This is a genomic window from Gimesia chilikensis, from assembly GCF_007744075.1.
Classification (GTDB): Bacteria; Planctomycetota; Planctomycetia; order Planctomycetales; family Planctomycetaceae; genus Gimesia; species Gimesia chilikensis_A.
Window position 1 is genome coordinate 4,014,311 of the sequence record NZ_CP036266.1, and the last position, 23,919, is coordinate 4,038,229.

The following is a 23,919-nucleotide window of genomic DNA, read 5'->3' on the forward strand; positions in this document are numbered from 1 at the left end:
GACCAGAGAGGGAAACAGGACGACTGGATCGTATACAGAACTCAGTAGCATCTGTGATCAATACAGTTCCTGAATCGGAAATCGATTGTCGTCAACCAGATAACGGGGGCGCCCCGAGAGATCGGTAATTTGGGCCGTCGCCAGATCAACGCCCATATTCCGATAGAGGGTCGCAAAGATCTCCTGGACGTGCACCGGACGGTCTGCGGGAACACCTCCCACCCGATCAGTTTGTCCGATGATGCGGCCTCCCTGAATTCCACCTCCTGCCATGAGAACGGACTGTGTCCCGGGCCAGTGGTCGCGGCCCCCTTTGGCGTTAATACGGGGAGTCCGCCCGAATTCTCCCCAGACGATGACCGTCGTCTCTTCCAGCAAACCACGTTCATCCAGGTCCTGCAGGAAGACCGCCAGTGACTGATCGAACAGCGGCAGGTATTTCTTCGACAGGTATTCAATAGAACCCTCGCGGTTGGCGTGCCAGTCCCAGGCGCCAAAAGCGACGGTCACACAGCGGACACCGGCCTCGACCAGTCGACGCGCCAGTAACAGATGCTGTGGACTCTGTGGTGCGCCACCAAAGCTGGGATCGGTTTTCTGCAGGGCACCGTAACGCTCGCGGACTGACTGTGGTTCCCGCTCCAGATCCATGGCTTCGGCAAAGCGACCTGAGGTCAACATTTCAAAAGCCTGATTCTGAAAGTTATCCAAGCCTTCGCCGTCGATCTGCTGCTGACTGCGCTTCACAGACTGCAACAGGGATTTCCGCTGGTTCAACCGTGTCAGGTCGATCCCATGCAGCACCAGGTCTGATTTCACTTCCCCTTCCAGCGTAAACGGAATGTGTTTGAAGCCGGTGAAACCAGGCCAGGAAGGATTCCCCTGCAGATGACTCCCGTTATTGTTATACGGTCCATAACTCATTTTCGGTGCCGCATCGACATAGGGAATCATCCCGTTTGCGCCGGGGCCCAGCAGTTGCGAGATCACCGAACCAAAGGCTGGCCAGCCGCCTGCAGGCTCTCCATCTTCTGTTCTTCCCCCCGCTCGACCGGTGTAGCACTGAAACGATTCATGCCGGTTTTCCATGCCAACCAGAGTCCGGACCACAGAAAAACGATCAGCAATTGAGGACAGGCGAGGCAGTAGTTCACAGAACTGAACTCCCGGTATTTTGGTCTGGGTCGGGAGAAAGGAGCCCCTGATCTCAACAGGAGACTCGGGCTTGGGATCAAACGTTTCAAACTGGGTTGGGCCACCGGGAAGGTAGATCATCACCACCGATTTCTGCCCCGGATTCAGTTTCAAGCCCGCACCCGCATTGATCCCCCGTCCCGATACCCAGCCGGCAGAGATACCCAGAGCGCTGGACTTCAGGAAAGTCCGTCGAGAAACAGATTTGCTCATGCGGCCAGTACTCATAAAACCTCTCCTATGTGTTTTTCAAAAAGTACCAGACACGTGCGCAATCCACAACCCCAGAATGGCTTAGGGATGAATCAACTAACTCTATCAGCACGGTCCCAGAGATGCGTCAAAGTGTCACGCCAGACCCTCATGTGAATTTCACGAAATTAATATGGTTTACCCGGGAGTGAGTTTTCATTTGTCTAGTGGAATCATAAAATTCAGGCAGCAGACGGGAGCAGTCTCACTCATTTCCGGGCCCTGTTAAATCTCAGGATTAGATTTAATGATTCATCACGAGTACGTGGAGCGACTTGTCAACTTACTGGCTCCAGAGGCAAACCTGCTTTTCAATGTGACCTTCGAAGAAGCCACGCAACGTGTGGGCAGTGGTTCTCCTGAACAGATCAGGGAGATCGATGGGCAGTTTGCCCTGGTCCATAAGGAGGGAACACGTGTTCGCATGGCACGCTCCATCGGCAGACCCATGCGTTTCTTCCTGGCGAAACGGGCGGAAGGTCCCTGTCTGGTAATCGCCGAACGTATTGATGAGATCTACGAATTCCTCAAGAGTGAAGGCCTCGACAACCAGTTCCATCCCTCCTACACGAGGATGGTTCCCGCTCACTATCTGATCGAATTACAGTTGATCGGCTGTCCGGACCCGAATCCACAGGCAACACGCTACTTTACTCCCGAGCGAAACCGACTGTCGAATAAGCTGGATGATATCGGCAAAGCGTATATCAGCGCTGTCTCTCAGGAAATACATCGCTGGCTGGACACCATTCCTCAGCAGGAGCCAATCGCAGTTATGTTTTCGGGAGGAATTGACAGCGGTGCGATCTTCCTGCTGCTGTATCACGCGTTGATTACGCGGGGGGAATCTCCGTCCCGCCTGAAAGCGTTCTCGCTCTCTGTCGATGGTGAAGGCAGCGACTGCAGACAGGCTTTTGAATTTCTGGACCAGCTGAATTTGAGTCTGTTCCTGGAAATCATGCAGGTCCCTGTCGATGCGCTGGACTATAAAGAAACAATCAAAGTCGTCGAAGACTATAAAGAGCTGGACGTGCAGGCGGCGATGATGACGCATGCCCTGTGCAAAAAGATTCGCGAGCAGTATCCCCATTGGAAACACCTCATCGACGGCGATGGCGGTGATGAAAACCTGAAGGACTATCCGATCGAAGCGAATCCGGAGCTGACGATTCGCAGCGTGCTGAACAATCTGATGCTCTACCAGGAAGGCTGGGGAGTGGAAGCCGTCAAACACTCATTGACCTATTCGGGCGGACAGAGTCGCGGTCACGTCCGCACTTATGCCCCTGCCCGCTCACTGGGCTTCCAGGGTTTCAGTCCCTATGCACTGCCGAACGTCATCGAAGTCGCCGAGGGGATTCCCTTTATCGAACTGACCGACTGGGATCCCCGCAAACTGTATGCTCTCAAGGGTGATATCGTCTGCCGGGGAATTAAACAGATCACGGGACTCTCTATGCCCGTTTATCCCAAACGGCGTTTTCAGGAAGGGAGCCTGAACGGCGACTCTTACGAAAATGTCTTTGCTGAATCAGAGACCGTTTATCGTGAGACACTGCTCTCGCTGTTCCAGCAGCCTTCCTGATTCTGAGGATAGCCGCCGCATATCATGAGTTTGCCTGTTCGACAATTACACGATCAGGAGATCCTGCAGGCCCGGAGTCCAAAAAACGAAGTCTCGCAGTCCCGACCCTATGCATTCCTGAATGAACGAGAGGCGTCAGTCGCAGGTCATCCGGTGGAGATTTCGACGATCTTCCTGACGAACCGTGAATGCCCTTTTCGCTGTCTGATGTGCGACCTCTGGAAGAATACGACAGATGATCGCGTTTCCCCGGGCGCCATTCCTGAGCAGATCCGCTACGCCCTGAAACAGCTGCCCCCTGCCAGCCAGATCAAGCTTTACAACAGTGGCAATTTCTTCGATGCTAAGGCGATTCCCCCTGAGGACCTGCCTGAAATCGCGGAACTGATCCAGCCCTATGAACGTGTAATCGTCGAGAATCATCCCCTGCTCTGCAATCAGGCCTGCCCGGAGTTCCAACAACAGATCCCCGGTCAACTGGAAATCGCGCTGGGACTGGAGACGATTCATCCCGAAGTACTGCCGGCTCTCAACAAACGCATGACATTAGACGACTATGCCCGGGCTGTTTCTTTCCTGAGAGAGCACGCTATTGAAGTCCGCGCGTTCATTCTGCTGAAACCTCCGTTTCTGGAGGAAGCGGAGGGTGTTGAATGGACAATTCGCTCTGTCGAATATGCGTTTTCACTCGGCGTCAGTTGTTGTGCCATCATTCCCACTCGACCGGGGAACGGCATGCTTGAGCATCTGCAGTCCACAGGCGAGTTTTCTATTCCTCAACTTTCTTCAGTTGAAAGTGTGCTGGAAGAATGCCTGCAATTACGTCAGGGGCGGGTGCTGATGGATCTCTGGGACCTGGAGTCACTTTATGCTGATGAATTCAATCTAACGCAAAGACTGGATCGATTGTCTCAGATGAACCTGATGCAGACCGTCATTCCTTCAGTCTGACATCTTAGTCCTCTCCCAGCAGCGCCAGAAATTCATCTTCCGAAAGAACGGGTACTTCCAACGACTGTGCTTTCGTCAGCTTACTGCCGGCATTCTCCCCCGCTACCAGGTAATCAGTTTTCGAAGATACCGATCCCGAGGCCTTGCCTCCGTGTTTCTCGATGAACTCCTTAGCTTGATCACGGGTAAATCGCGATAGAGTGCCGGTGACAACCACAGTCTTACCTTCGAGGGCACCAGCAGGCTTTTCCTGTTTGGAAACCGGAGTCCCCATATTCAGCCCCTCTTCCTTAAGATCTGCAATCAGCTTTTGACCGAAATCGGAGTGGAAGAAGTTATACACAGAACCAGCGATCACGGGACCAATCTCATTCACATCCGCCAGGTCGTCCTCGCTCTGTTTCGCAATCTCGTCGATGGTTCCGAATTCCCGTTCGAGAATCCGGGCATTACTGGCCCCCACATGCCTGATGTTAAGCCCTGTCAATAACCGCCAGAGTGGCTGCTGCTTGGAACTTTCGATGCCTGCCAGCAGATTATCGATCGACTTTTCTCCCTGGCGTTCGAGGTTAATCAGATCTTCGTAATGTTCGTCAAGACGATAGATGTCGGCCAGTCCCTTGAGCAATCCGGATTCCAGCAACTGCTCGATCATCTTGATGCCCATGCCTTCGATGTCCATCGCCTGGCGCGAAGCGTAATAGCGGAGAGTCTCACGCACGGTAGCGGGGCATTCCGGATTAGGACAGCGAATGTAAACGCCCCCTTCATCCTGAACCAGTTCCGTATTACATTCAGGGCAATGCGTAGGAAATTCAAGTTCCTGTTGCGAACCGTCCCGGCGGTGCTCTTCCACACGCACTACGTGTGGAATGATTTTGCCGGCTTTTTCCACGACGACCCAGTCACCAATTTGAATCCCCAGCCGCTGCATTTCATCGCGATTGTGCAGGCTGGCCCGGGAAACTGTGGTCCCGGCGATCTGAACCGGTTCCAGGTTAGCTACCGGAGTCACCGTTCCGGTTTTACCCACCTGAAAGACAATTGACTCCGCCCGGGTGACTGCTTCATACCGTTCCCATTTATACGCCACAACCCACCGCGGGCTCTTGGATGTATTGCCCAGCTGATCGCGTTGATCAAAGCGATTGACCTTGAGTACAATCCCGTCAACCTCAAAATCGAGCGAGTGCAGGTCATCCATCATGGTCTGGGCGTGTTCCATAGTCTTTTCCAGGTTGGGAAAAGCCTTAACGTTGGGTGTCGCCGGAATACCCATTTCTTGAATCGCGTCGAGATATTTGACGTGCGTCTGAAAATCGACACCTTCAACCGCTCCGATGCCGTGCGCAAAGAAACGGATTTTACGTTTTGCACACAGTTTCGGGTCCAGCAGTTTCAAGCCGCCTGCTGTCGTGTTGCGCGGGTTGGCAAACGGCTCTTTCCCCTGCTCCTGCATTTCAACGTTGAGCACCTGGAAATCAGAATTGCTGATATAAGCTTCTCCCCGGATTTCCAGCAGTGCGGGAGGCTTTTTCGCATTCAGGCGCAGAGGAACTCCACCGATGGTGCGGACGTTGTGGGTGATGTCATCCCCAGACTGGCCATCACCGCGGGTCACACCCTGTACGAGGTGCCCGTTTTCATAGACCAGGGAGACTGCGACACCGTCAATTTTATACTCGGCCGTCAGTTCGACCTGCTCTTCTCCGAGCAGTTTGCAGATGCGGGTTTCGAAATCCTTGAGGCCATCCAGTTCAAAGATGTTATCGATCGAGAGCATCGGCAGACGATGCGCAATCGTCTGAAACCCCTCTATCGGTGCCCCACCCACTTTTTTAGTGGGGCTGTCGGGGGAATCAAACTCCGGATGCGCTTCCTCAAGCTGCTCCAGCCGCTTCATCATCTTATCGAATTCGCGGTCGGATATTTCCGGCTTCGCCTGAATGTAATACAGCCGGTTATGATGCTCGAGCTGCTGACGCAGCTCTTCGATTTCTTTTTGAACGCTCATGGAAATATCCGCAATGAATCAGGGGAAGCGCAGGCAGGTCAGGAATCAGACTCTTTGAGCAGTTTTTCCTGTTCCGCCTGTTTGAGGTCGGCTTCGACCATCAGGCGTGCGAGTTCTTCAAAGGTGACTTTGGGTTCCCATTTAAGCTTTTCACGGGCTTTGGTGGGGTCCGCACAGAGCAGTTCGACTTCTGCGGGCCGATAAAACTGCGGATCGATTTCAACATATTTTCGCCAGTCGAGTCCGACAGAACCGAAGGCGGCTTCCAGAAATTCACGAACCGAATGCGTTTCGCCGGTTCCGATCACAAAGTCATCAGGTTTCTCCTGCTGGAGAATGAGCCACATCGCTTCGACATAATCGCCGGCGAAACCCCAGTCCCGCTTCGCGTCGATATTTCCCAGATAAAGTTTGTCCTGCATCCCGAGTTTGATACGTGCGATCGCCTTGGTAATCTTGCGGGTTACAAAGGCTTCCCCCCGTCGCGGCGATTCGTGATTAAACAGGATGCCGTTACAGGCAAACATGTTGTACGATTCGCGATAGTTAATCGTCAACCAGTAGGAAAAGACCTTGGCACAGGCGTACGGGCTGCGGGGATGGAACGGCGTGGTCTCGCTCTGAGGAGTCTCAACGACCTTACCGAACATCTCGCTGGAAGATGCCTGGTAGAAACGGACCTGCTTGCCCTTCTGCTGTTCATAATACCGGATCGCATCCAGCAGACGCAGAGTGCCGACACCTGTGACTTCCGCGGTGTAAACAGGAATGTCAAACGAGAGACGGACGTGACTCTGGGCGGCCAGGTGATAGACTTCGTCGGGTTTGACCCGATCCAGAATTTCATTCAGATTCGAGCCTTCTGCGAAATCACAGTAATAGCAATTATGAGGGGGTTCACCGATCCCCGGCTTACTGCAGGATGTGATTCCATGGACTTCATAGTCTTTACTTTCCAGGAACCGGGAAAGGTAATATCCATCCTGGCCATTAATTCCAGTGATCAGGGCAACTCGACTCACGACACGAATCCTCTATGTAAATACTTTGATGGTAGTAAAAAATGACTGGTTCTTCCGCCAGCATCTGCAAGTTTAGTGGTTTTCCCCCAAATCGCAACGGTTGAACGACAGCCTGATGAAAGCGATCTATTTACCATCCTGATTCTGGGCCGACCGGTGCCCCTTGATGTAGTATTTCAGAATTTCCCAGCGTCTGATGACCCCCAGCATACGATGCGGCTGTTCGCGTGAAACGACCGGCAGACAATCGTAGGAACCTTCACGAAATTTGCTCCAGACCCGTGCCAGGGAATCGTCGGGATAAACAACGGTTTCCAGATTATTCGCCAGGTCAGCCGCGCGGACCAGGGAACCAATCTTGGGATCAAACAGGGTATTACTCAGGTCCTGATAGCGAATGACCCCCACGACCTCTTCATTTGGACCAATCACGGGGAATGTATTGTCGTGGCTGTGTTCGATAAACGAAATCACTTCGTTAAACGTCGCCGTCTGGGCAATACCCTTGACGTTTTTCCGATAAAGCTGTTCGACCAGAATCTGATCGGGAGGCTGATCGATCTCAGACAACAGGCCGAAGGAGACCAGGAAGCGGCGGATCATTGACTGGAATTCGCTGATCGGATCACCGGCGGTATGATGAATCGCATGGATCAGCGGGACTTCCCCTGCCCGCAGGACAGACTGGCGAATCATGATGGGACCGACAATTTCGAAGAAGACCACCGATCCCAGAATGATGGTCTGCAAGTGACCGCCCAGCACGGGATCCCGGCTGACGGCGATTGCCGATAGTGCGATCGCAGCCCCCGCCTGGGCAAACAGGGCTGTCCCCAGCCAGAGTGAGACTTCGGGTTCTTCTCCCCTCATCCGGGCCGGTATAAAAATACCGATGTATTTTCCGACCAGACGCAGCACGATGTAGCTGCCCCCGATCAACCCGGCTTCAATAAACTGCTGTGGTTTGAGTTCCGCTCCGTGAATGATAAAAAACAGCACACAGAGGAAACCGGTCAACGGGTACAACTCGGCTTCAACTTTCGGGACATCTTCTTCAGCCAGCGAGTTCGCGACTGTGAAACCCATCGCCAGAAACGTCAGCATATACGGTACGCCTGTTGTGCGACATAAGCCGAGTGCCAGTGCAATCAGACCGACAAACATGATCAGACGACGGCTGCCTTTGATGATGGAGCTGCCGTAGCTGATCATCAGGCCGCCGAAAACGCCGATGAATACGGACCCGAAAATATCAAGCAGCAGGTGCCCCAGTTGGGGCAGTACAGAGGCATGTGCACTGTCCCCCTGCAGAAAGAAGACTGCTACAAAAATGACTTCGAAAGCGATGATGGAAATCAGGTTGTTGAGGGCCACCAGGATTCCGGTGTATTCTGAGATTGGTCCCTCAGACTGCATTTCTTTCAATACGAGAATCGTCGTCGCTGGTGCAGTAGCAATCGCAAGCGCTCCGAGCAGAATTGCCGCTCCGGGAGATTCCCCTACCAGCAGCAGCCCCACGAATACAATGAAAAAAGTACCGAGGACCTCTCCGATCGAAAGCGGTAAGACTCGTTTAAACAGACGACGCAGACGGGAGAGAGTGAAGTGATTCCCCAACCCGAACAGAACCAGTGCCATGGCCAGGTCCGTCAGCGGCTTGAGCTCTTCCAGGTGTTCATGGGGAATCAAATCCAGAATCGCTGGCCCCAGGATCACTCCGATCAACAGATAGGCGGTCACCTTGGGCAGGCGAAAGAGCTCCCCCAGGGTACCTGCCAGCAAACCAGCTGCTAGAAAGATTCCCAGAGTAAAGATGATATGCCATGAGCCCATTCGAACGTCCTGTTCTAGAGGTGATGAAATTGATTACGGGCCGATTATAGCAGATCAGGGTGAGCGGTCGATCCTGAACCCGGCTCTCCGGCCTTAAAAAAATGATAGTAAACTATTATCAGATATCAAGTTCGAGCTAACGCTATTTCACCTCTTATTCATCGAGAAGCCGTCCGGGCCTGGTGAGACGATCAGTCCAGATTCATGGTCACCGTCTTCAATTCTGTATAGTTGGCGAGCCCGGCCGCCCCCAACTCACGCCCGATGCCACTCCGTTTGAATCCACCAAAGGGAGCGGCGGCATCAAACACATCATAACAGTTCACCCAGACGGTTCCGGCCTTAATTCTCTGAGCCATGAGGTGTGCTTTTTTCACGTCACTGGTCCAGACCGCTGCCGCCAGCCCAAACTGGGTATTGTTGGCACGCGTGATGACTTCATCCAGGTTTTTGAACGGAAGAATGCTCATTACCGGTCCGAAAATTTCATCGGTGGCGATCGGCATATCATCGGTCACCTGATCGAAGACCGTCGGCTCTACGAAGTAACCTTTCTCACCAAAACGGGATCCACCGGTTACGCATTTTGCCCCGGCTTCAGTCCCTTTCTGGATGTAGCTGAGAATCTTCTCCATCTGTGCCTGATCGACCTGTGGGCCCTGAGTGGTTTCGGGATTGAGAGGATCTCCCAGCTTACGGGCCGAGGCTCTCTCGACAATCTTGGCCACGAATTCTTCATGAACAGCTTCTTCAACAAACAGTCGACTGCCGGCACAACAGCACTGCCCCTGGTTGAAGAACAAACCAAACTCAGCCCCCGCGACAGCAGCGTCCAGATCGCTGTCGGCGAATACGACATTCGGACTTTTCCCGCCCAGTTCAAATGTCAAACGTTTGAGGGTCTGGGCGGCATCAGCCATGATGATTTTCGCGGTCGCATCTTCCCCTGTGAAGGCAATCTTGTCGACATCCGGATGCTTGACTAAAGCGGCCCCTGCGGTGGGACCGTAACCAGGTACCACATTGATGACCCCGGGTGGATAACCGGCTTCCATCGCCAACTCCGCCAGCCGCAGACAGGAAAGCGGCGTCTGTTCTGCAGGTTTCATGACGATTGTGCAACCGGCAGCGAGTGCAGGAGCCCATTTCCAGGCAACCATCAGCAAGGGAAAGTTCCAGGGAATGATCTGACCGGCGACACCAATGGGTTCCCGTCGGGTGTAGCAGAAATGGTTGCCGCGAATTGGAATAGTCGCGCCTTCGATCTTGTCGGCCCAGCCGGCATAGTACCGCAGGCAGTCAATCACCAGTGGCAGGTCTGCAGCACGACTGTCACGAATCGGTTTGCCGTTATCCAGAGACTCCAGTGCAGACAGCTCTTCAATGTTTTCTTCAATCAGGTCGGCCAGACGGTACATCAGCCGCCCGCGATCCCGGGCATCCATCTTCGACCACGGTCCAGTTTCAAAAGCAGCCCTGGCAGCTTTAACGGCCAGATCGATGTCAGCAGCATCCCCTTCCGCTACTTCTGCGATGATTTCTTCTGTGGCTGGATTGACTGTCGCAAAGGTTTTCCCGCTGACCGCATCACGCCATTCACCATCAATCAGTAACTGAGTTCTACGAATCTGGGGAGTAGCTGCTACGGTATCTAAAGCGTCTGTGGCCATGACGTGATCTCCTGAGGTTCTAGCGAGCGTAATTGGATCAGGAACAAAGGTTGTTCATCGACAGACACTAAAGACAGGTCTGCCCTACCCTTTCATTCTGATGTTTTTTGCTCTGCTTCTCAAGAGGGATGTGGGACTGCGCGCAGAATTCACGCAGTGAGAGTGATTCTTAGCAGAAGCGACTGGCTTAGATGGCCCGCAGAATCGCGGCAGCACTCTGACCAAAGGATGTACGGCTGACCGACATCGTCGTTGGTGTAATTAGCGGCCGCACTTCACCGTGCACGATATCCAGGTTGCACAATGGATCCGGCGTTTCGTAGTTCAACGTGGCTGGAGTCGCACCATGCCGCAGCGACAGAATACTGGCTGCGAGTTCAACAGCTCCAGAGCCGGCATCGAAGTGACCGAAGTAGCTCTTCAGTGCTGTAATCGGGATCTTGACCGCATCATCGCCGAACAGACGGTGATAAGCACGTGCTTCGACCTGATCGTCGATTTTCGTGCTCTTACCATGGGCATTGATGTGACCCAGTTCGGAAGGTCTGATTCCTGCCTGACGCACAGCCGATTCAACAGCCCGCATCAGGCCGGTATCGTTCTGTTCGTCGGAGCTGCCATCACAGCCGGCACCGAGTCCGATCACTTCCGCATAAATTTCCGCACCACGGCGAACGGCGTGATCGTAGTTTTCGACCACGAAAGCTGCAGCACCTTCACCGAGAATAGTACCGTTGCGATCACGATCGAATGGACGACAGGCACGTTTGGGATCTTCATCGCGTGACAGCAGGTCGATGAGGTTTTTGCGGGACAGATCGACGGGGTTGATGTTGGAGGTACAGGCTCCGACAACCATGCAGTCGACTGCACCACGCTTGATCCAACGCATTGCTTCAGCCAGAGCCAGTAAGGCAGAAGAGTCCTGGCTGGTAATCGTGTTATTTGGTCCCTGGGCGTTATGCTCAATCGAAATATGGCAGGCTGGCATGTTAGGGAGCTGTCGCAGCATCCACAGTGGAGTGATCTGTCCCAGAACGTCTTCACCCCAGCGGGTGATTTCGAAGGAATCATCGGCGGCACAGCGGTTGACGGCTTCGACCAGTTCATCGGGAGTCGTCGGAATGTGACCGGCACCAAAGGATACACCAAAACGCTCAGGATCGACGGTTCCCCGCTTGATACCTGCGTTTTTCACAGCATCGGAAGCAGCAGACACCCCAAGCTGAATGTCGCGTGACATAACTTTGATGAATTTTTTGTTGTAGAGGTGTTCGTCCGGATTGAAGTCTTTGACCTCTGCAGCCAGTTTGGACGGAAGATTCTCGATCGGGATTGATTGCAGACGATCAATCCCCGAAACACCTGAACTTATATTGCGCCAAAAACTGTCTATACCGATACCAATTGGAGATACAACTCCAATTCCGGAAATGACCACGCGCGTTTGATTTGACCCAGCCATCTTAGCCTGACCCTTAATTTCCTACAGAGAAACAGCTCCAGTCCCTTTTGCGAACTGTTTCAGCCTATAGTTATAAGATCTACGTAACTCTCGACTTAACACATTCTGTGTCAAGCAAGTGGAGAATTACCACTGCAGCTTATCTCGAGTTCCTTCTCCTGTTATATTATCGGAAAAAGGCAACCCAAAATCTGAGAGTGATCTCAAACCCTGCTTAATATCCCTTAAAGTAGTCAGATTTAACAAGTTATATCGCTATAACCGGTTAGCAGGCCAGTTGGCAAAAAGGTGAGACTTAATTCCGGACTGCGCCCGCAGAACTCAAGGAAGGTGCTGTAAAAGCAAGGTGGAATGAGAGGTAAAACTCCCGTTTCAGGTTGGAAATCCTTTTCACAGTTTTGAGTGAAATCCAGCCAGAACTAATAATATAATTGAGGTCCCCTTCAATCATACCTGGTTTCTGGTAGATACCAATCAAGGTGTATTACACACTTCCCAGACAAATTTGTCAAGCGAATTCACAGAAAAGCCGCCCTGAACGGTACTTTCAGCCTGACTGCCAGAGTTTGACACTTCAGCAGCCAGGCCGACTATTATGCATCGATAATTTCAAAAATCGCTTCTACTTCAACAGCCACACCTGTAGGCAGCGCTGCAAAACCGAGTGCACTGCGGGCGTGGTAACCATCGCCGGTCTTGCCGTAAAGTTCGTGGAACAGATCAGAAGCACCATTAATCACCAGGTGCTGATCGGTAAAATCAGGAGTCGAGTTGACGCAGCCCAGCAGCTTGATGACCCGCAGCCCATCGAGTGTTCCGTGCTCATCCCGAACTGACCGCAGAATTTTGACGGCACAATCGCGGGCCGCAGCAATCCCTTCTTCGAGGCTTACGTTTTCACCCAGACGTCCCTTCTGATCACTCACATGACCTGAAGTCATCAACAGGTTACCGGTACGAATACAAAGATTGAGATACCCAGGTTCAATGGGCTCAAAATTCAGCCCCAGTTCAGCAGCTTTCTGCTCAGCGGACATAGTCGACTCCTTCAGGAAAGAACATTTAGTAATTCATTCCGCGTACTTTAGAAGGATTGTCCCCGATTTACAATCGAGGTGACTCAGATAAAGAACTGGAAGTCCCCCGCAGGAGGGAAGGCATTTTGAAAATGCTGAATTTCAGGCTGCTTCTGTTCTGTCTGCCAGAGAATGGAGATCACATCGAACCGTGCGGGGTGCTTCAGCAGACCATGTTTTTTAAGAAAGACGCCTGCCAGTCGGGTCAGCTGTTTCTGCTTCTGTCCTGTCACAGACTCGAAGGGCTGACCTTTCGCGGTTGATTTCCTGGTTTTGACTTCGACAAAGACGACCGTTTCCTGATCGAGGGCGATAATGTCGATTTCGCCGAGTTCAGTGCGATACTGGCGAGCAAGAATCTGATAACGGTGTTGTTTCAGATAACGGACGGCGGCACGCTCACCCCGATCACCCAGAAATCTGCCAAACCAGTTTCCAGCCATAAGCAGCCTCTTCAACAAGGGGCAGGCTCAATCGTAAGTGCGCACCAGAACGTCTAACAGCAGCACTGCTGCAGTGACAGTGCTGCTGTTTCTGTTTCGATCGATTACTCGCCGTCTCTTTTGGCGCGACGCTCGGTCAGACGGGTTGCTTTACCAACGCGATCGCGGAGGTAGTACAGTTTGGCACGACGAACGCGACCGTGCCGTTTGACATCCAGCTTGGCGATTTTGGGAGAGTGCACAGGGAAAATTCGCTCTACACCTTCACCGGCTACGATGCGACGAACGGTGAAGTTTTCACGGGTTCCGCTGCCGCGACGGGCAATCACAACACCAGTAAAAACCTGGATGCGTTCCTTGTTACCTTCCTTGATACGGGTATGCACGTCGACGGTATCGCCGATTTCGAACTCAAGCGGCTCTTCACGAAGGCTTGATTCTTCTACTTTTTTCAATAATTCCTGCATGACTTCAAGTCCTCTTGGCACGCCTGACTGACTCTGAATGAGCCTCTGGGAACGTGCTGTTTACATTAAAAAATCAGGTTGAATTTGATTCCGACTCAGTGAGAAGATCATTTCGTCGCTCGCGAGTTCGCTGCAGACTCTGCTCATGCCGCCAGCGCGCAATCTCCTGATGATTTCCACTTAATAATACTTCCGGAACTTCCATTCCACGAAAGTTTTGAGGCCGTGTGTACTGCGGATATTCGAGCAGTCCCGATTCCGAAAAGGAATCATACTTGGCACTGCTCTCGTCTCCGAGTACTCCGGGTATCAGCCGGATCACAGTCTCGATAATCAACATGGCCGGGACTTCCCCTCCATTGGTGATGAAGTCGCCTGCCGAAATTTCCATTGGCTCCAGACCAATGCGGATTCGTTCGTCGAACCCCTCGTATCTTCCACACAATAAGGTGAGCTGTCGTTCTTGAGATAACTCCTGGGCCAGCTTCTGATTCAGTGTTTTCCCCTGGGGGGTCAACATGATCAGCTTACCTGGTTCTGGAACCACCTGTTGAACATGCTCTACGCATTGATAGACCGTGTCACAGCCTATCAGCATCCCTGGTCCACCGCCGTAAGGGCGATCATCTACCGAGGCATGCTTGTCTGTTGCCCAGTCCCTGAAATTCCAACGCTGAATCTCGACCAGTTGATTTTGAATCGCCCGCTTGAGCAACCCCTGCTCAAGATAGCTGTCAAACAGTTCGGGAAACAAAGTCAGAATATCAAATCGCATAATGCTCACTCACAGAGCAAAACGTCAGGGCTGACGCAGACCTTACTCTTCTGTCGGGGTTTCTTCAGTAGCGGTCTCTTCTGCAGGTGCTTCAGCTGTTTCTGCTGATTCGCCAGCTTCTGCTTCCGGTTCAGGAGCAGGAGGTTCTTTGGGAGCCTGCATGGGAGCCGGTGCCGCAGCGGAACCGAATTTGTTTTTCTTGACCTTCTTGATCAGTGTTGCCACGTTTTCGGAAGGTTTCGCACCAACTGACATCCAGTAATCAACACGTTCCATGTCGATCGAGACGCGCTGTGCTTTGTCAGCGACGGAAGTGTCATAGGTACCAATTTCTTCGATCGCTTCACCGTCACGTTGTTTGCGTGAATCCATTACACAAATACGATAGAACGGGCGATGTGTCCGGCCCATTCTTTTCATACGAATTCGAACTGCCACAAATTTCTCCTTTAGGATACTAACTCTAAACTTTGGAAGATACAAAAATTGAATTCAATTGAGATCGCCTCTGAATCAGCGATTCTTTTTTCGCTGCTTCTTTTTGGCTTTCTTGTCTTTTTTTCGTTTCTCACGCAGCTTGCTGATATCACCACCACGCTTGCTGCGTTCTTTTTTCTTTGTCATGCCTCCCATGGGGTCCATCATGCCCCCGGAAGAGAGCTCGCGCATCGCTTTCATCTTGTCACGCATGCCCATGCCGGCCATTTTCTGCATCATGCCGGCCATATTGTTGAAATCCTTGACCAGACGACTGATGTCCGATGGATCGGAGCCACTTCCCATGGCAATCCGGCGGCGACGGCTATGATCGATCAGTTCTGGATTTTCCCGTTCTGCGGGAGTCATCGAACCGATGATCGCATCAATCCGCTTCATTTCTGCACCAGGGTCGACATCCGGATTTGTATCCAGCAGTCCCCCCACTCCGGGAATCATTTTCATGATTTCCCGCATGGGCCCCATTTTGCGGATGGTCGCCATCTGCTTCTGGAAATCAGTCAGGGTAAATTTACCCTGTGCCATCCGGTTCTGGAGGTCGGCTGCCTCTTCTTCATTAAACTGCTGCTGCGCCTTCTCCACCAGGGAGACGACATCGCCCATACCCAGAATCCGTCCTGCCATCCGGTCTGGATGGAATGTTTCCAGGCGATCAAGGGCTTCTCCGACACCGATAAACTTGATGGGAACTCCGGTGACTTCCTTCACACTCAGAGCGGCACCACCACGGGTGTCACCATCCAGTTTGGTCAGAATGACGCCATCCAGTTCCAGTGCTTCGTTGAACGCTTTGGCACTGTTGACAGCGTCCTGACCTGTCATCGCGTCGCAAGCGAAAATGACCTGGTCGGGCTGGAGCTTACGTTCGATCTGCTCCAGCTCTTTCATCAGGTCTTCGTCGATGTGCAGACGACCGGCGGTGTCGAGAATGACCGTATCGACATTCCCGAGTTTCTTCGCCTGGCTGAGACCATTCTGACAGACTTTGACGGCGTTGTTTCCGTCCGGAGCCTCTGCATGAACCGGCACTTCTACCTGACCGGCAATGACTTTTAACTGTTCAATCGCCGCAGGACGCTGCAAGTCGGCAGCGACGAGCATTGGCTTGCGTCCCTGCTCTTTCAGCAGGCGGGCCAGCTTACCACAGGTTGTGGTCTTACCACTCCCCTGCAGACCACACATCATAATGACGGTGATGCCTGACTTTTTGAAATCAAAACCGGGTTCGACCGGGCCCATCAGGTTGATCAGTTCCTGATGTACGATCCCGATGATCTGCTCATCAGGGCGAACGGCTTTCAGAACTTTCTCACCAACTGCCTGCTCGGTCACCCGATCAATAAAGCTGGTGGCTATTTCATAATTAACGTCTGCTTCCAGCAACGCCTGTCTGACTTGGCGCAACCCGTCCCTGATATTGCCTTCGGTGAGCTTTCCACCCTTGGCAAGACCGGTGAGTGCATCTTTCAGATTGGCAGTTAATCCTTCAAACACTTTAGATAACCAGACCGTTAAATGTTAATCGTGGGTGCATTTATCGCCTGGAAAAGCGATAAAAACAGTGCCTCAAATCCGCTCGTTCTCAATGGAAGCTGAGCGCCAACACGCAACGTAAGCCAAGCAATATCCGCAGGTTAAGACACGCGGAGACTGTCGATTTCGCTGTTGGTATTCATGAAGTTATGATGAGGCAATAACTTGCATCAAGCCGTGGAGTTTAAAAACTGACTGAACAATACACAACGGTTCCAGCCCACCTTTTTAAAATTCTTACCCCTTTTGGTCCACAGATTTCCTACAATGTTATACACAAGCCGCAACATTCTGCAATAATGTCATCAGGCAGTGGACTCTGAGTCAGCCGATTATCTGCCCCTGATGGGGCTGCAGCTGTTTTTTTGGATTTGTTGATCCCGGAAACCTTATAATCAGGCACCAGATCGTGTATGGTTCGTGATTGCGAAAGACTGCTCCCGCCTTAACTGGCCACCAGTACACAAGAACCGTCCAGCCTGCTAGCGTGTCACGTCTTTTTAGAGTGTGACCACAATTCATCACCGGCAAGACCTGGTCAAACGATTCTGTCAGAGAACTATCCAAGTTGGAACGAAGAAAACGAAAATGAGTAACACACAAAACCTGTTTAACAAAGTCTGGGATTTACACGCTGTCAAAACTCTGGAATCCGGTCAGGATCAACTGCTGATCGGCCTGCACCTGATTCACGAAGTGACCAGTCCTCAAGCTTTTGAAATGTTACGCGACCGCGGTCTTAAAGTTCTGTTCCCCGAACGGACCATTGCCACAGTCGACCACATCGTCCCCACTGAGAATCAGGCACGCCCTTTCGAAGACAATCTGGCAGAACAGATGATGTCCGCGATTGAGAAGAACTGTGCCGAATTCGGTGTCACGCTGCTGGATGTCTCCGATGACCGTCAGGGAATCGTGCACGTCGTTGGACCAGAACAGGGACTGACACAACCCGGCATGACAATCGTCTGTGGTGACAGCCATACGAGTACTCACGGTGCTTTTGGTTCAATCGCACTGGGAATCGGAACCAGCCAGGTTGCCCATGTGCTGGCCACCCAGACCATGGCACTGGGACGCCCTAAAGTCCGTCAGGTAAAAGTGAACGGCGAACTTGGACCAGGCGTAACCGCAAAGGATGTAACCCTTTACATCATTCGCAAACTGGGCGTTCAAGGTGGCGTTGGATACGCTTACGAATATGCCGGCGATGTCTTCGACCGAATGACGATGGAAGAGCGGATGACGGTCTGCAACATGAGCATCGAGGGTGGTGCCCGCTGTGGATACATCAATCCCGACCAGACTACTGTCGATTACCTCCGGGGACGTCCGCATGCTCCTCAGGGAGAAGCCTTCGAAAAAGCAGCCGAATGGTGGCTCAGCCTGGCCTCTGGTCCGGATGCCGAGTTTGACGATCTTGTCGAATTCAATGCAGCTGATATCGAACCTACCGTGACCTGGGGTATCACCCCCGCCCAATCCGTCGGCGTTTCCGAGTCGCTGCCCGCTGTCTCCAGCTATCCTGCAGACGAGCAGACACTGATCAAAGAAGCCTATCGTTACATGGAACTCGAAGAGAACCAGCCGATCAAAGGCCAGAAGATCGACGTCGCTTTCATCGGCTCATGTACCAACTCGCGAATTTCCGACCTGCGTGAAGCAGCGAAAGTCGTCGAAGGACGACATGTGGCTGAACACGTTAAAGCCCTCGTTGTTCCCGGCTCTCAGCTGGTTCGTAAACAGGCCATCGAAGAAGGACTGGATAAAATCTTCATCGAAGCCGGCTTTGAATGGCGCGAAGCCGGTTGCTCCATGTGTCTGGCCATGAACCCGGACAAACTGGTGGGCAACCAGCTGTGTGCTTCTTCCAGCAACCGTAATTTCAAAGGACGACAGGGGAGCCCCACAGGCCGGACCCTGCTGATGAGCCCGACCATGGTTGCCGCTGCTGCCGTCAGTGGCTGCGTCACCGATGTCCGCGAACTGTCAGGTGCCGCTACCGCGTAATCTGTCACGCTCACAGGACCGTCCAACCTTACGAACAGCCAATTCCATTTAAGATATATTTGAAGACCGAATCATGACTAAAATTGAATCAGTAACCGGAACAGGTATCCCACTGCTGCTGGATGACATCGATACAGACCGCATCATTCCCGCCCGTTTTCTGCGGTGCGTGACCTTTGAAGGTCTGGGAGAACATGCATTCGAAGACGATCGCCTGCAGGACCCCGAACATCCGTTCGATAAACCCCAATACCAGAACGCGTCCATCCTGATCGGCGGACGAAATTTCGGCTGTGGTTCTTCGCGTGAACACGCCCCTCAGTCATTGATCCGCTGGGGAATCCAGGCGATTATCGCTGAATCATATGCAGAAATTTTCTTCGGAAACTGCACCTCACTGGGTGTGCCCGCCGTCTGTGCTTCGCGTAAAGCGCTGGAACAACTGGATCAGGCTGTGAAGGCCAATCCCGACCAGGAAATCACTGTCGACCTGCTGGCAATGAAGGTTTGCTGTGGAGATCAGGAGTTCGATTGTACGCTGCCTGACAACGCACGCTCTGCCTTGACCACAGGTACCTATGACTTCCTGGCACAGCTGCTCAAGAGTACTGACGAAATCAAAGACCGGGCCGCTGATGTGCCTTACTTTACTTCGTTTGCCTGAGTCAACGCGTTCAGATCTCCGCCTGTTTCAGAACGGGCGGAGGTTTCGGTGTCTGTCAGGCAAGCGCACGACTTGACATACCCAAGATGTCCCCATGTCTGAAAAAAAATCGACAAGTAATCGGCGAGACTTTCTGACCGGCCGCGTCCTGAAACAGGCTGCGGAGCGGGTCGGTAATGATATTGCTGATTACCTGAATGATGCGACGGAAGATTTTGCGGCCCCCTCCGGTGGCTCGACAATCCGCCTGAGCACACGGGCCATGGCAACTGAGTTTGCGGTTGTCATGAATCCTGGCCCCAGTCAACAGGTGATGCACGCCTCCGATGCTCTGGACCTGATCCATGAGCTCGAACATCTGATGACAGTCTACAAGCCCACAAGTGAGATGTCGCGCGTCAATGCTCAGGCCGCGAACGGTGCCGTCTCCATGGATCCGCGACTGTTTGAAATTCTGGACCGCTCACGCGAAATCTGCGTTGATACGAAGGGTGGCTTTGATCCCTCCTCCGGTCCTTTGATTGCCCTCTGGCGGGAATGCCGCCTGCAGGGGCGGATTCCTACTGAAAAAGAGATTTCAGACTGCCTGTCCCACACCGGCATCGATCAGTTCGAATTTGACAACCTGGCCCACACCATCCGTTATCGTTCGCCCCAAAATGAACTCAACCTGGGAGGCATCGGCAAAGGCTATGCCCTGGACCAGGCCGGACGGTTTCTGCTCGACCAGGAACTGGAAGACTGGCTCTTCTACGGCGGCTTCAGCAGTATTCTGGCCAGGGGCACACACAATCAACTGCCAGGCTGGCCAATCGGTATTAAAAACCCGCTGTTTACCAGCCAGCGACTGGGAACAATTCTGCTCAAGGACTGCTCGATGTCGACCAGCGGTTCTTCCGTGCAGCATTTTCGGCATCAAGGGAAGCGTTACGGGCATATTCTCGACCCCAGAACAGGCTGGCCGGTCTCAGAATTACTGTCTGTAACGGTTATTGCCCCTGATGCAGCCCTGGCAGACGCACTTTCCACCGCTTTTTACGTAATCGGCATCGAAAAGGCTCTGGAGTATTGCGATAATCATACAGAAATCGGTACGATCTTAATTCCCCCGCCTGCGCATGGCAGAAAACTCTCTCCGGTGATTCGTGGAATCCCCAATGAGTTTCTGTTCCTGGACCGCGACCAATTGTTGTCATAACTGTTTGTCGCTATAAGGGAATCTTCAACAGAACAGACTGATTTCCGGCAATTGTTTTCTCTTCACCAGAGAGGCCTGCCTGCCCTGTTCTGATGAATGCTGATCTCAGACAAGACAGCCAATGTCCTGTCGTCTTCAGCGTCGTCCGCCTGTCAGAATTCAGCACAGATTGTCTCTGCTGATCACACAGCGTCGCGACCACCATTACGGAATCACAAGCCAAACCCATAGAAATCCCCTAAAATCAAGAGGATTGACGAGTGCAAGATTTAAAGAAAATTACAGGGATTGCCATCCTGTTCATCGTTGTCTTACGCCTTTCCATCGGCTGGCAGCTGTTGTACGAAGGCATGTGGAAAATTGAAACGCTCAGTTCGACCAGGCCCTGGACCGCTGCGGGCTATCTGAATAATGCCAAAGGCCCTTTCCGCGATCAGTTCCGGGATATGACAGGCGACCCCAATGACCTGAACTGGCTGGATGCAGACAAAGTCAAAGCCAAGTGGACTGCCTGGGAACAACGTTTCCTGAACCACTACCCGAACCTGACCGACGAACAGAAGTCCCGTCTACACCAGATGATCCATGGCAATAAATATTTTGCTGCTAAACTGAGTGCCTTACCGCCTGAAGTCAAAATCGACGGCAGCCTTGGAAGCGTGGTCAGCTACGATCCTGAACGTCAGTTGCTGCTCATCGATGGTGAAAAGCACATCACACCTCGCGAAAAACAGCGATTGCAGTCGATGGTGCCCGTCAAAAAAGGAGCCGATGGTAAACTGACTGGCGGTACCGAACTCGATCGCGAATTCTACGACGCTGTTGATAAGGCCTATGCTCGCTCCTCACGTCTGAGCTACATCGAAAAAATGCAGGCTTCGCTGCGGGGGAATCCCGAACTGGCAGGGGAGATTGATGTCGAGCAGGAAGGAACGATCGACGGAAAACGGATCGGTAAGATCGAACAGTACAAGATCGCCCTGGATCGCTACGAACAGAAACTGGCCAAGGCGGACCAGGATTACAAAGTCGATCATCTCAACAAAATCTGGTCTGAAATCCAGCAGATGAAAGGCGAACTGGTCAACCCGATTCGCGCCATGGAAGACGAAATGGAGTCGGAAGCCCGGGAGCTTCTGACAGCCGAGCAACTCGCAGCCGGACCGGTTCCACCGGAAAACACACAGATCCACCGGGTCAACATGATGACCATCGCCAGCTTGACGGTTCTGGGAATCCTGTTGCTGATTGGCCTGGGAACCCGCGTCGCAGCCATCGCTGCAGCCGGCATGCTGCTTTCCTTCTATCTGGTAATGCCTCCCTGGCCGGGAGTTCCTGAAGCACCAGGTCCGGAACACAGCTTCATCGTCAACAAGAACCTGATCGAAGTCCTCGCACTCCTGGCGATCGCTGCACTGCCGACCGGTACCTGGTTTGGCATTGATGGACTGTTTTACCGATTTTTCCAGAAACGGAAAAAAACAGCGAATAAAGCCAGTTAAATCAGGACCAAGTAACGTAATAAGTAAAGGTACAGCTTACAAACGCCTTATTTCCCACCTATAATAACCACTAAACCTTAAATTTCCTCCAATAAGGTAACACTTACGCGTTGCGTACCAGGGAGAACCAATATGAATTTGACACCTGAACAGGAACAGATCGGTAAAGACAACTTCAACGAAGCAGTTTCGTTTACTCGACGTGATTTCATCACGACCGCTGCTGCAGCGACAACTGGCTTGGGAGCCGCCTACTTCGGCTATGAGAAGCTCAAAGGTAAGCCGGTAAAAGTTGGTTTTATCGGCACCGGTGATGAAGGCAGCGTGCTTATCACACAGCACCCGCCCGAATACATGGAGATCGTGGCGATTGCCGATTTGCGGCCTTCCAACCGCAAGAAAGCAATGCACGGTCACGGCAACGAACACCGCGTCGGCCTGATCAACAAACTGGGTGATGAAAAAGCAGCCAAGATCAAACAGTTTGATGACCATAAAAAACTGATCGCCGCCAAGGACCAACTGGGTCTGGAAGCAGTCGTCATCGCTGTTCCCCTGAGCCAGCATGCTCCGATCGCCATGGCAGCCCTGGATGCAGGACTGCATGTGCTCTCAGAAAAACTGATGGCTCACAACATCACCGAGTGTAAAGAGCTTATCAAAAAAGCCCGCGAGAAAAACCTGCTGCTGGCTGTAGGTCACCAGCGTCATTACAGCGTTCTGTACGATAACGCCAACCAGCTGGTCAAAACCGGTCTGCTGGGTGATATTCGTCACATCCGCGCTCAATGGCACCGCAACAACAGCTTCCCCGGTCGTGACAGCTGGCGGAAAGGTGTCCCCAAAGAGGACAAAGCAGCCCTGGAGAAAGTAGTCCAGGAATACGGCTACGACAATATGGACGAGCTCATCAACTGGCGTCTGTACAACAAAACCGGTGGCGGTCTGATGGCAGAGCTAGGTAGTCACCAATTGGACGCTTGCAGTATCTTCCTGGGTAAAGTTCATCCGCTGGCCGTTCAGGGTTACGGCGGGAAAAACTTCTACGGTGTCAAAGGCATCGGATCCAAGGACAAACAGGAAGATGATCGCGAGATCGACGATCACGTCTACGTGACCTTCGAATTCCCAGGTCCTCACTACGATCCGGAAACGAATCCGCGTGACATCTGCATCGTGACTTACTCCTCGATCAACACCAACCGCTGGGAACCTTACGGTGAAACCGTCCTCGGTAGCCGGGGAACCCTGATCATGAAAACCGAAAAAGAAGCCCTGCTCTTCAAAGAAGCCAGTCCTTCTACCGGTGGCGGTGGTCCTGATCAGCGTTTGTGGGTCATCAAGTCCAGCGATGGAAGTGGCCCGGTTCTGGATGCATACGAAACGACAGCACCTTCCGCTGCCGCTTCAGATACGACCAAAGCCATGGGTGACAAGATCAGCCGCGGTTATACAGAAGAGATGGAACACTTCTGCCACTGTATTCGTACCGACAACCACAAAGGTCCTCTCGAAGGCGGCCTGAAGTGTAACGGTACGGTCGCGATGGCAGATGCGATTATGGCACTCACAGCCAACCTGGCCATGAAGCACAAAGTCCGCATCGAGTTCAAACCGGAATGGTTCGATCCCGATAACCCGGCCACACCGGAAGCCGACTTTGCAGATAAAACTGCCTGAGTGCGGTCTATTGAATTCCAACTCGAATTCGACAATGATTCAACAATGCCGAGGAGTCCTATCCTCGGCATTGTTTCTTTTTAAACC

Annotated in this window: 19 protein-coding genes; 7 read left to right on the forward strand and 12 right to left on the reverse strand. The window is 52.5% G+C overall.

The genetic code is table 11. The features are described 5' to 3' along the window. Positions 1 to 57 precede the first annotated feature (57 nt). On the reverse strand, positions 58 to 1,422 hold the full coding sequence (locus HG66A1_RS15290) for a DUF1501 domain-containing protein (protein ID WP_145185564.1): 1,365 nt from the start codon (positions 1,420 to 1,422) through the stop codon (positions 58 to 60). Positions 1,423 to 1,693: 271 nt separating this feature from the next. Here HG66A1_RS15290 and HG66A1_RS15295 point away from each other — a divergent pair, with 271 nt between their 5' ends. Beyond that, positions 1,694 to 3,031 carry an asparagine synthase-related protein gene (locus tag HG66A1_RS15295; RefSeq protein WP_145185567.1) on the forward strand — a complete coding sequence of 446 codons (1,338 nt, stop codon included), beginning with the start codon at positions 1,694 to 1,696 and terminating at the stop codon, positions 3,029 to 3,031. A gap of 24 nt (positions 3,032 to 3,055) precedes the next feature. Continuing rightward, a complete protein-coding gene (locus tag HG66A1_RS15300) occupies positions 3,056 to 3,982 on the forward strand; it encodes a radical SAM protein (RefSeq protein WP_145185570.1) in 927 nt (308 codons plus the stop codon). A 4-nt stretch (positions 3,983 to 3,986) separates the two neighbouring features. Here HG66A1_RS15300 and ligA read toward each other — a convergent pair whose 3' ends face one another. The 11 genes from ligA to ffh form a co-directional block, all read right to left on the reverse strand. After that, complete coding sequence (gene ligA / locus HG66A1_RS15305; RefSeq protein WP_145185572.1) at positions 3,987 to 5,996, reverse strand: NAD-dependent DNA ligase LigA; 2,010 nt, start codon at positions 5,994 to 5,996, stop codon at positions 3,987 to 3,989. Positions 5,997 to 6,034: 38 nt separating this feature from the next. Next, positions 6,035 to 7,018 carry a GDP-mannose 4,6-dehydratase gene (gene gmd / locus HG66A1_RS15310; RefSeq protein ID WP_145041355.1) on the reverse strand — a complete coding sequence of 328 codons (984 nt, stop codon included), beginning with the start codon at positions 7,016 to 7,018 and terminating at the stop codon, positions 6,035 to 6,037. Between the two features lie 126 nt (positions 7,019 to 7,144). Beyond that, positions 7,145 to 8,851: a cation:proton antiporter gene (locus HG66A1_RS15315; RefSeq protein WP_145185573.1), complete on the reverse strand. Its 1,707-nt coding sequence runs from the start codon at positions 8,849 to 8,851 to the stop codon at positions 7,145 to 7,147. A 191-nt stretch (positions 8,852 to 9,042) separates the two neighbouring features. Beyond that, entirely contained in the window at positions 9,043 to 10,521 is a 1,479-nt protein-coding gene (locus tag HG66A1_RS15320; protein WP_145185576.1) for an aldehyde dehydrogenase family protein, read from the reverse strand. Between the two features lie 187 nt (positions 10,522 to 10,708). Beyond that, positions 10,709 to 11,986 carry a beta-ketoacyl-[acyl-carrier-protein] synthase family protein gene (locus HG66A1_RS15325; RefSeq protein ID WP_145185579.1) on the reverse strand — a complete coding sequence of 426 codons (1,278 nt, stop codon included), beginning with the start codon at positions 11,984 to 11,986 and terminating at the stop codon, positions 10,709 to 10,711. A 593-nt stretch (positions 11,987 to 12,579) separates the two neighbouring features. Beyond that, positions 12,580 to 13,023: a RidA family protein gene (locus HG66A1_RS15330; protein WP_145185582.1), complete on the reverse strand. Its 444-nt coding sequence runs from the start codon at positions 13,021 to 13,023 to the stop codon at positions 12,580 to 12,582. Between the two features lie 83 nt (positions 13,024 to 13,106). Continuing rightward, the gene (locus HG66A1_RS15335; RefSeq protein WP_145185585.1) at positions 13,107 to 13,505 is read right to left on the reverse strand and encodes a YraN family protein; all 399 of its coding nucleotides are present in this window, start codon (positions 13,503 to 13,505) and stop codon (positions 13,107 to 13,109) included. Positions 13,506 to 13,609: 104 nt separating this feature from the next. After that, complete coding sequence (rplS, locus tag HG66A1_RS15340; protein WP_145041361.1) at positions 13,610 to 13,972, reverse strand: 50S ribosomal protein L19; 363 nt, start codon at positions 13,970 to 13,972, stop codon at positions 13,610 to 13,612. A 73-nt stretch (positions 13,973 to 14,045) separates the two neighbouring features. After that, positions 14,046 to 14,747, reverse strand: a complete 702-nt coding sequence (gene trmD / locus HG66A1_RS15345; RefSeq protein WP_145041362.1) for a tRNA (guanosine(37)-N1)-methyltransferase TrmD — start codon at positions 14,745 to 14,747, stop codon at positions 14,046 to 14,048. Positions 14,748 to 14,789: 42 nt separating this feature from the next. Further along, positions 14,790 to 15,185 carry a 30S ribosomal protein S16 gene (rpsP, locus tag HG66A1_RS15350; RefSeq protein ID WP_145185589.1) on the reverse strand — a complete coding sequence of 132 codons (396 nt, stop codon included), beginning with the start codon at positions 15,183 to 15,185 and terminating at the stop codon, positions 14,790 to 14,792. Between the two features lie 75 nt (positions 15,186 to 15,260). Next, positions 15,261 to 16,739, reverse strand: coding sequence for a signal recognition particle protein (ffh, locus tag HG66A1_RS15355; protein ID WP_145185592.1), 1,479 nt, complete (start codon positions 16,737 to 16,739; stop codon positions 15,261 to 15,263). A gap of 627 nt (positions 16,740 to 17,366) precedes the next feature. Between ffh and leuC the strand changes: the two genes are divergently transcribed. The 5 genes from leuC to HG66A1_RS15380 all read left to right on the forward strand — a co-directional run bounded on the left by leuC (position 17,367) and on the right by HG66A1_RS15380 (position 23,832). After that, positions 17,367 to 18,788 carry a 3-isopropylmalate dehydratase large subunit gene (gene leuC, locus HG66A1_RS15360; RefSeq protein WP_145185595.1) on the forward strand — a complete coding sequence of 474 codons (1,422 nt, stop codon included), beginning with the start codon at positions 17,367 to 17,369 and terminating at the stop codon, positions 18,786 to 18,788. 73 nt (positions 18,789 to 18,861) lie between these two features. Further along, the gene (gene leuD / locus HG66A1_RS15365) at positions 18,862 to 19,452 is read left to right on the forward strand and encodes a 3-isopropylmalate dehydratase small subunit (protein WP_145185598.1); all 591 of its coding nucleotides are present in this window, start codon (positions 18,862 to 18,864) and stop codon (positions 19,450 to 19,452) included. 94 nt (positions 19,453 to 19,546) lie between these two features. Further along, a complete protein-coding gene (locus HG66A1_RS15370) occupies positions 19,547 to 20,650 on the forward strand; it encodes an FAD:protein FMN transferase (RefSeq protein ID WP_145185601.1) in 1,104 nt (367 codons plus the stop codon). A 260-nt stretch (positions 20,651 to 20,910) separates the two neighbouring features. Further along, positions 20,911 to 22,152: a DoxX family membrane protein gene (locus HG66A1_RS15375; protein WP_145185604.1), complete on the forward strand. Its 1,242-nt coding sequence runs from the start codon at positions 20,911 to 20,913 to the stop codon at positions 22,150 to 22,152. Positions 22,153 to 22,284: 132 nt separating this feature from the next. Further along, a complete protein-coding gene (locus HG66A1_RS15380) occupies positions 22,285 to 23,832 on the forward strand; it encodes a Gfo/Idh/MocA family protein (protein WP_145185607.1) in 1,548 nt (515 codons plus the stop codon). Positions 23,833 to 23,919 lie beyond the last annotated feature (87 nt).

Bases quoted from the DNA above. Each gene is read 5' to 3' on its own strand.
- HG66A1_RS15290 (WP_145185564.1), bottom strand. From the start codon at position 1,422: ATGAGTACTGGCCGCATGAGCAAATCTGTTTCTCGACGGACTTTCCTG.
- HG66A1_RS15295 (WP_145185567.1), top strand. From the start codon at position 1,694: ATGATTCATCACGAGTACGTGGAGCGACTTGTCAACTTACTGGCTCCA.
- HG66A1_RS15300 (WP_145185570.1), top strand. From the start codon at position 3,056: ATGAGTTTGCCTGTTCGACAATTACACGATCAGGAGATCCTGCAGGCC.
- ligA (WP_145185572.1), bottom strand. From the start codon at position 5,996: ATGAGCGTTCAAAAAGAAATCGAAGAGCTGCGTCAGCAGCTCGAGCAT.
- HG66A1_RS15315 (WP_145185573.1), bottom strand. From the start codon at position 8,851: ATGGGCTCATGGCATATCATCTTTACTCTGGGAATCTTTCTAGCAGCT.
- HG66A1_RS15320 (WP_145185576.1), bottom strand. From the start codon at position 10,521: ATGGCCACAGACGCTTTAGATACCGTAGCAGCTACTCCCCAGATTCGT.
- HG66A1_RS15325 (WP_145185579.1), bottom strand. From the start codon at position 11,986: ATGGCTGGGTCAAATCAAACGCGCGTGGTCATTTCCGGAATTGGAGTT.
- HG66A1_RS15330 (WP_145185582.1), bottom strand. From the start codon at position 13,023: ATGTCCGCTGAGCAGAAAGCTGCTGAACTGGGGCTGAATTTTGAGCCC.
- HG66A1_RS15335 (WP_145185585.1), bottom strand. From the start codon at position 13,505: ATGGCTGGAAACTGGTTTGGCAGATTTCTGGGTGATCGGGGTGAGCGT.
- rplS (WP_145041361.1), bottom strand. From the start codon at position 13,972: ATGCAGGAATTATTGAAAAAAGTAGAAGAATCAAGCCTTCGTGAAGAG.
- trmD (WP_145041362.1), bottom strand. From the start codon at position 14,747: ATGCGATTTGATATTCTGACTTTGTTTCCCGAACTGTTTGACAGCTAT.
- leuC (WP_145185595.1), top strand. From the start codon at position 17,367: ATGAGTAACACACAAAACCTGTTTAACAAAGTCTGGGATTTACACGCT.
- leuD (WP_145185598.1), top strand. From the start codon at position 18,862: ATGACTAAAATTGAATCAGTAACCGGAACAGGTATCCCACTGCTGCTG.
- HG66A1_RS15370 (WP_145185601.1), top strand. From the start codon at position 19,547: ATGTCTGAAAAAAAATCGACAAGTAATCGGCGAGACTTTCTGACCGGC.
- HG66A1_RS15380 (WP_145185607.1), top strand. From the start codon at position 22,285: ATGAATTTGACACCTGAACAGGAACAGATCGGTAAAGACAACTTCAAC.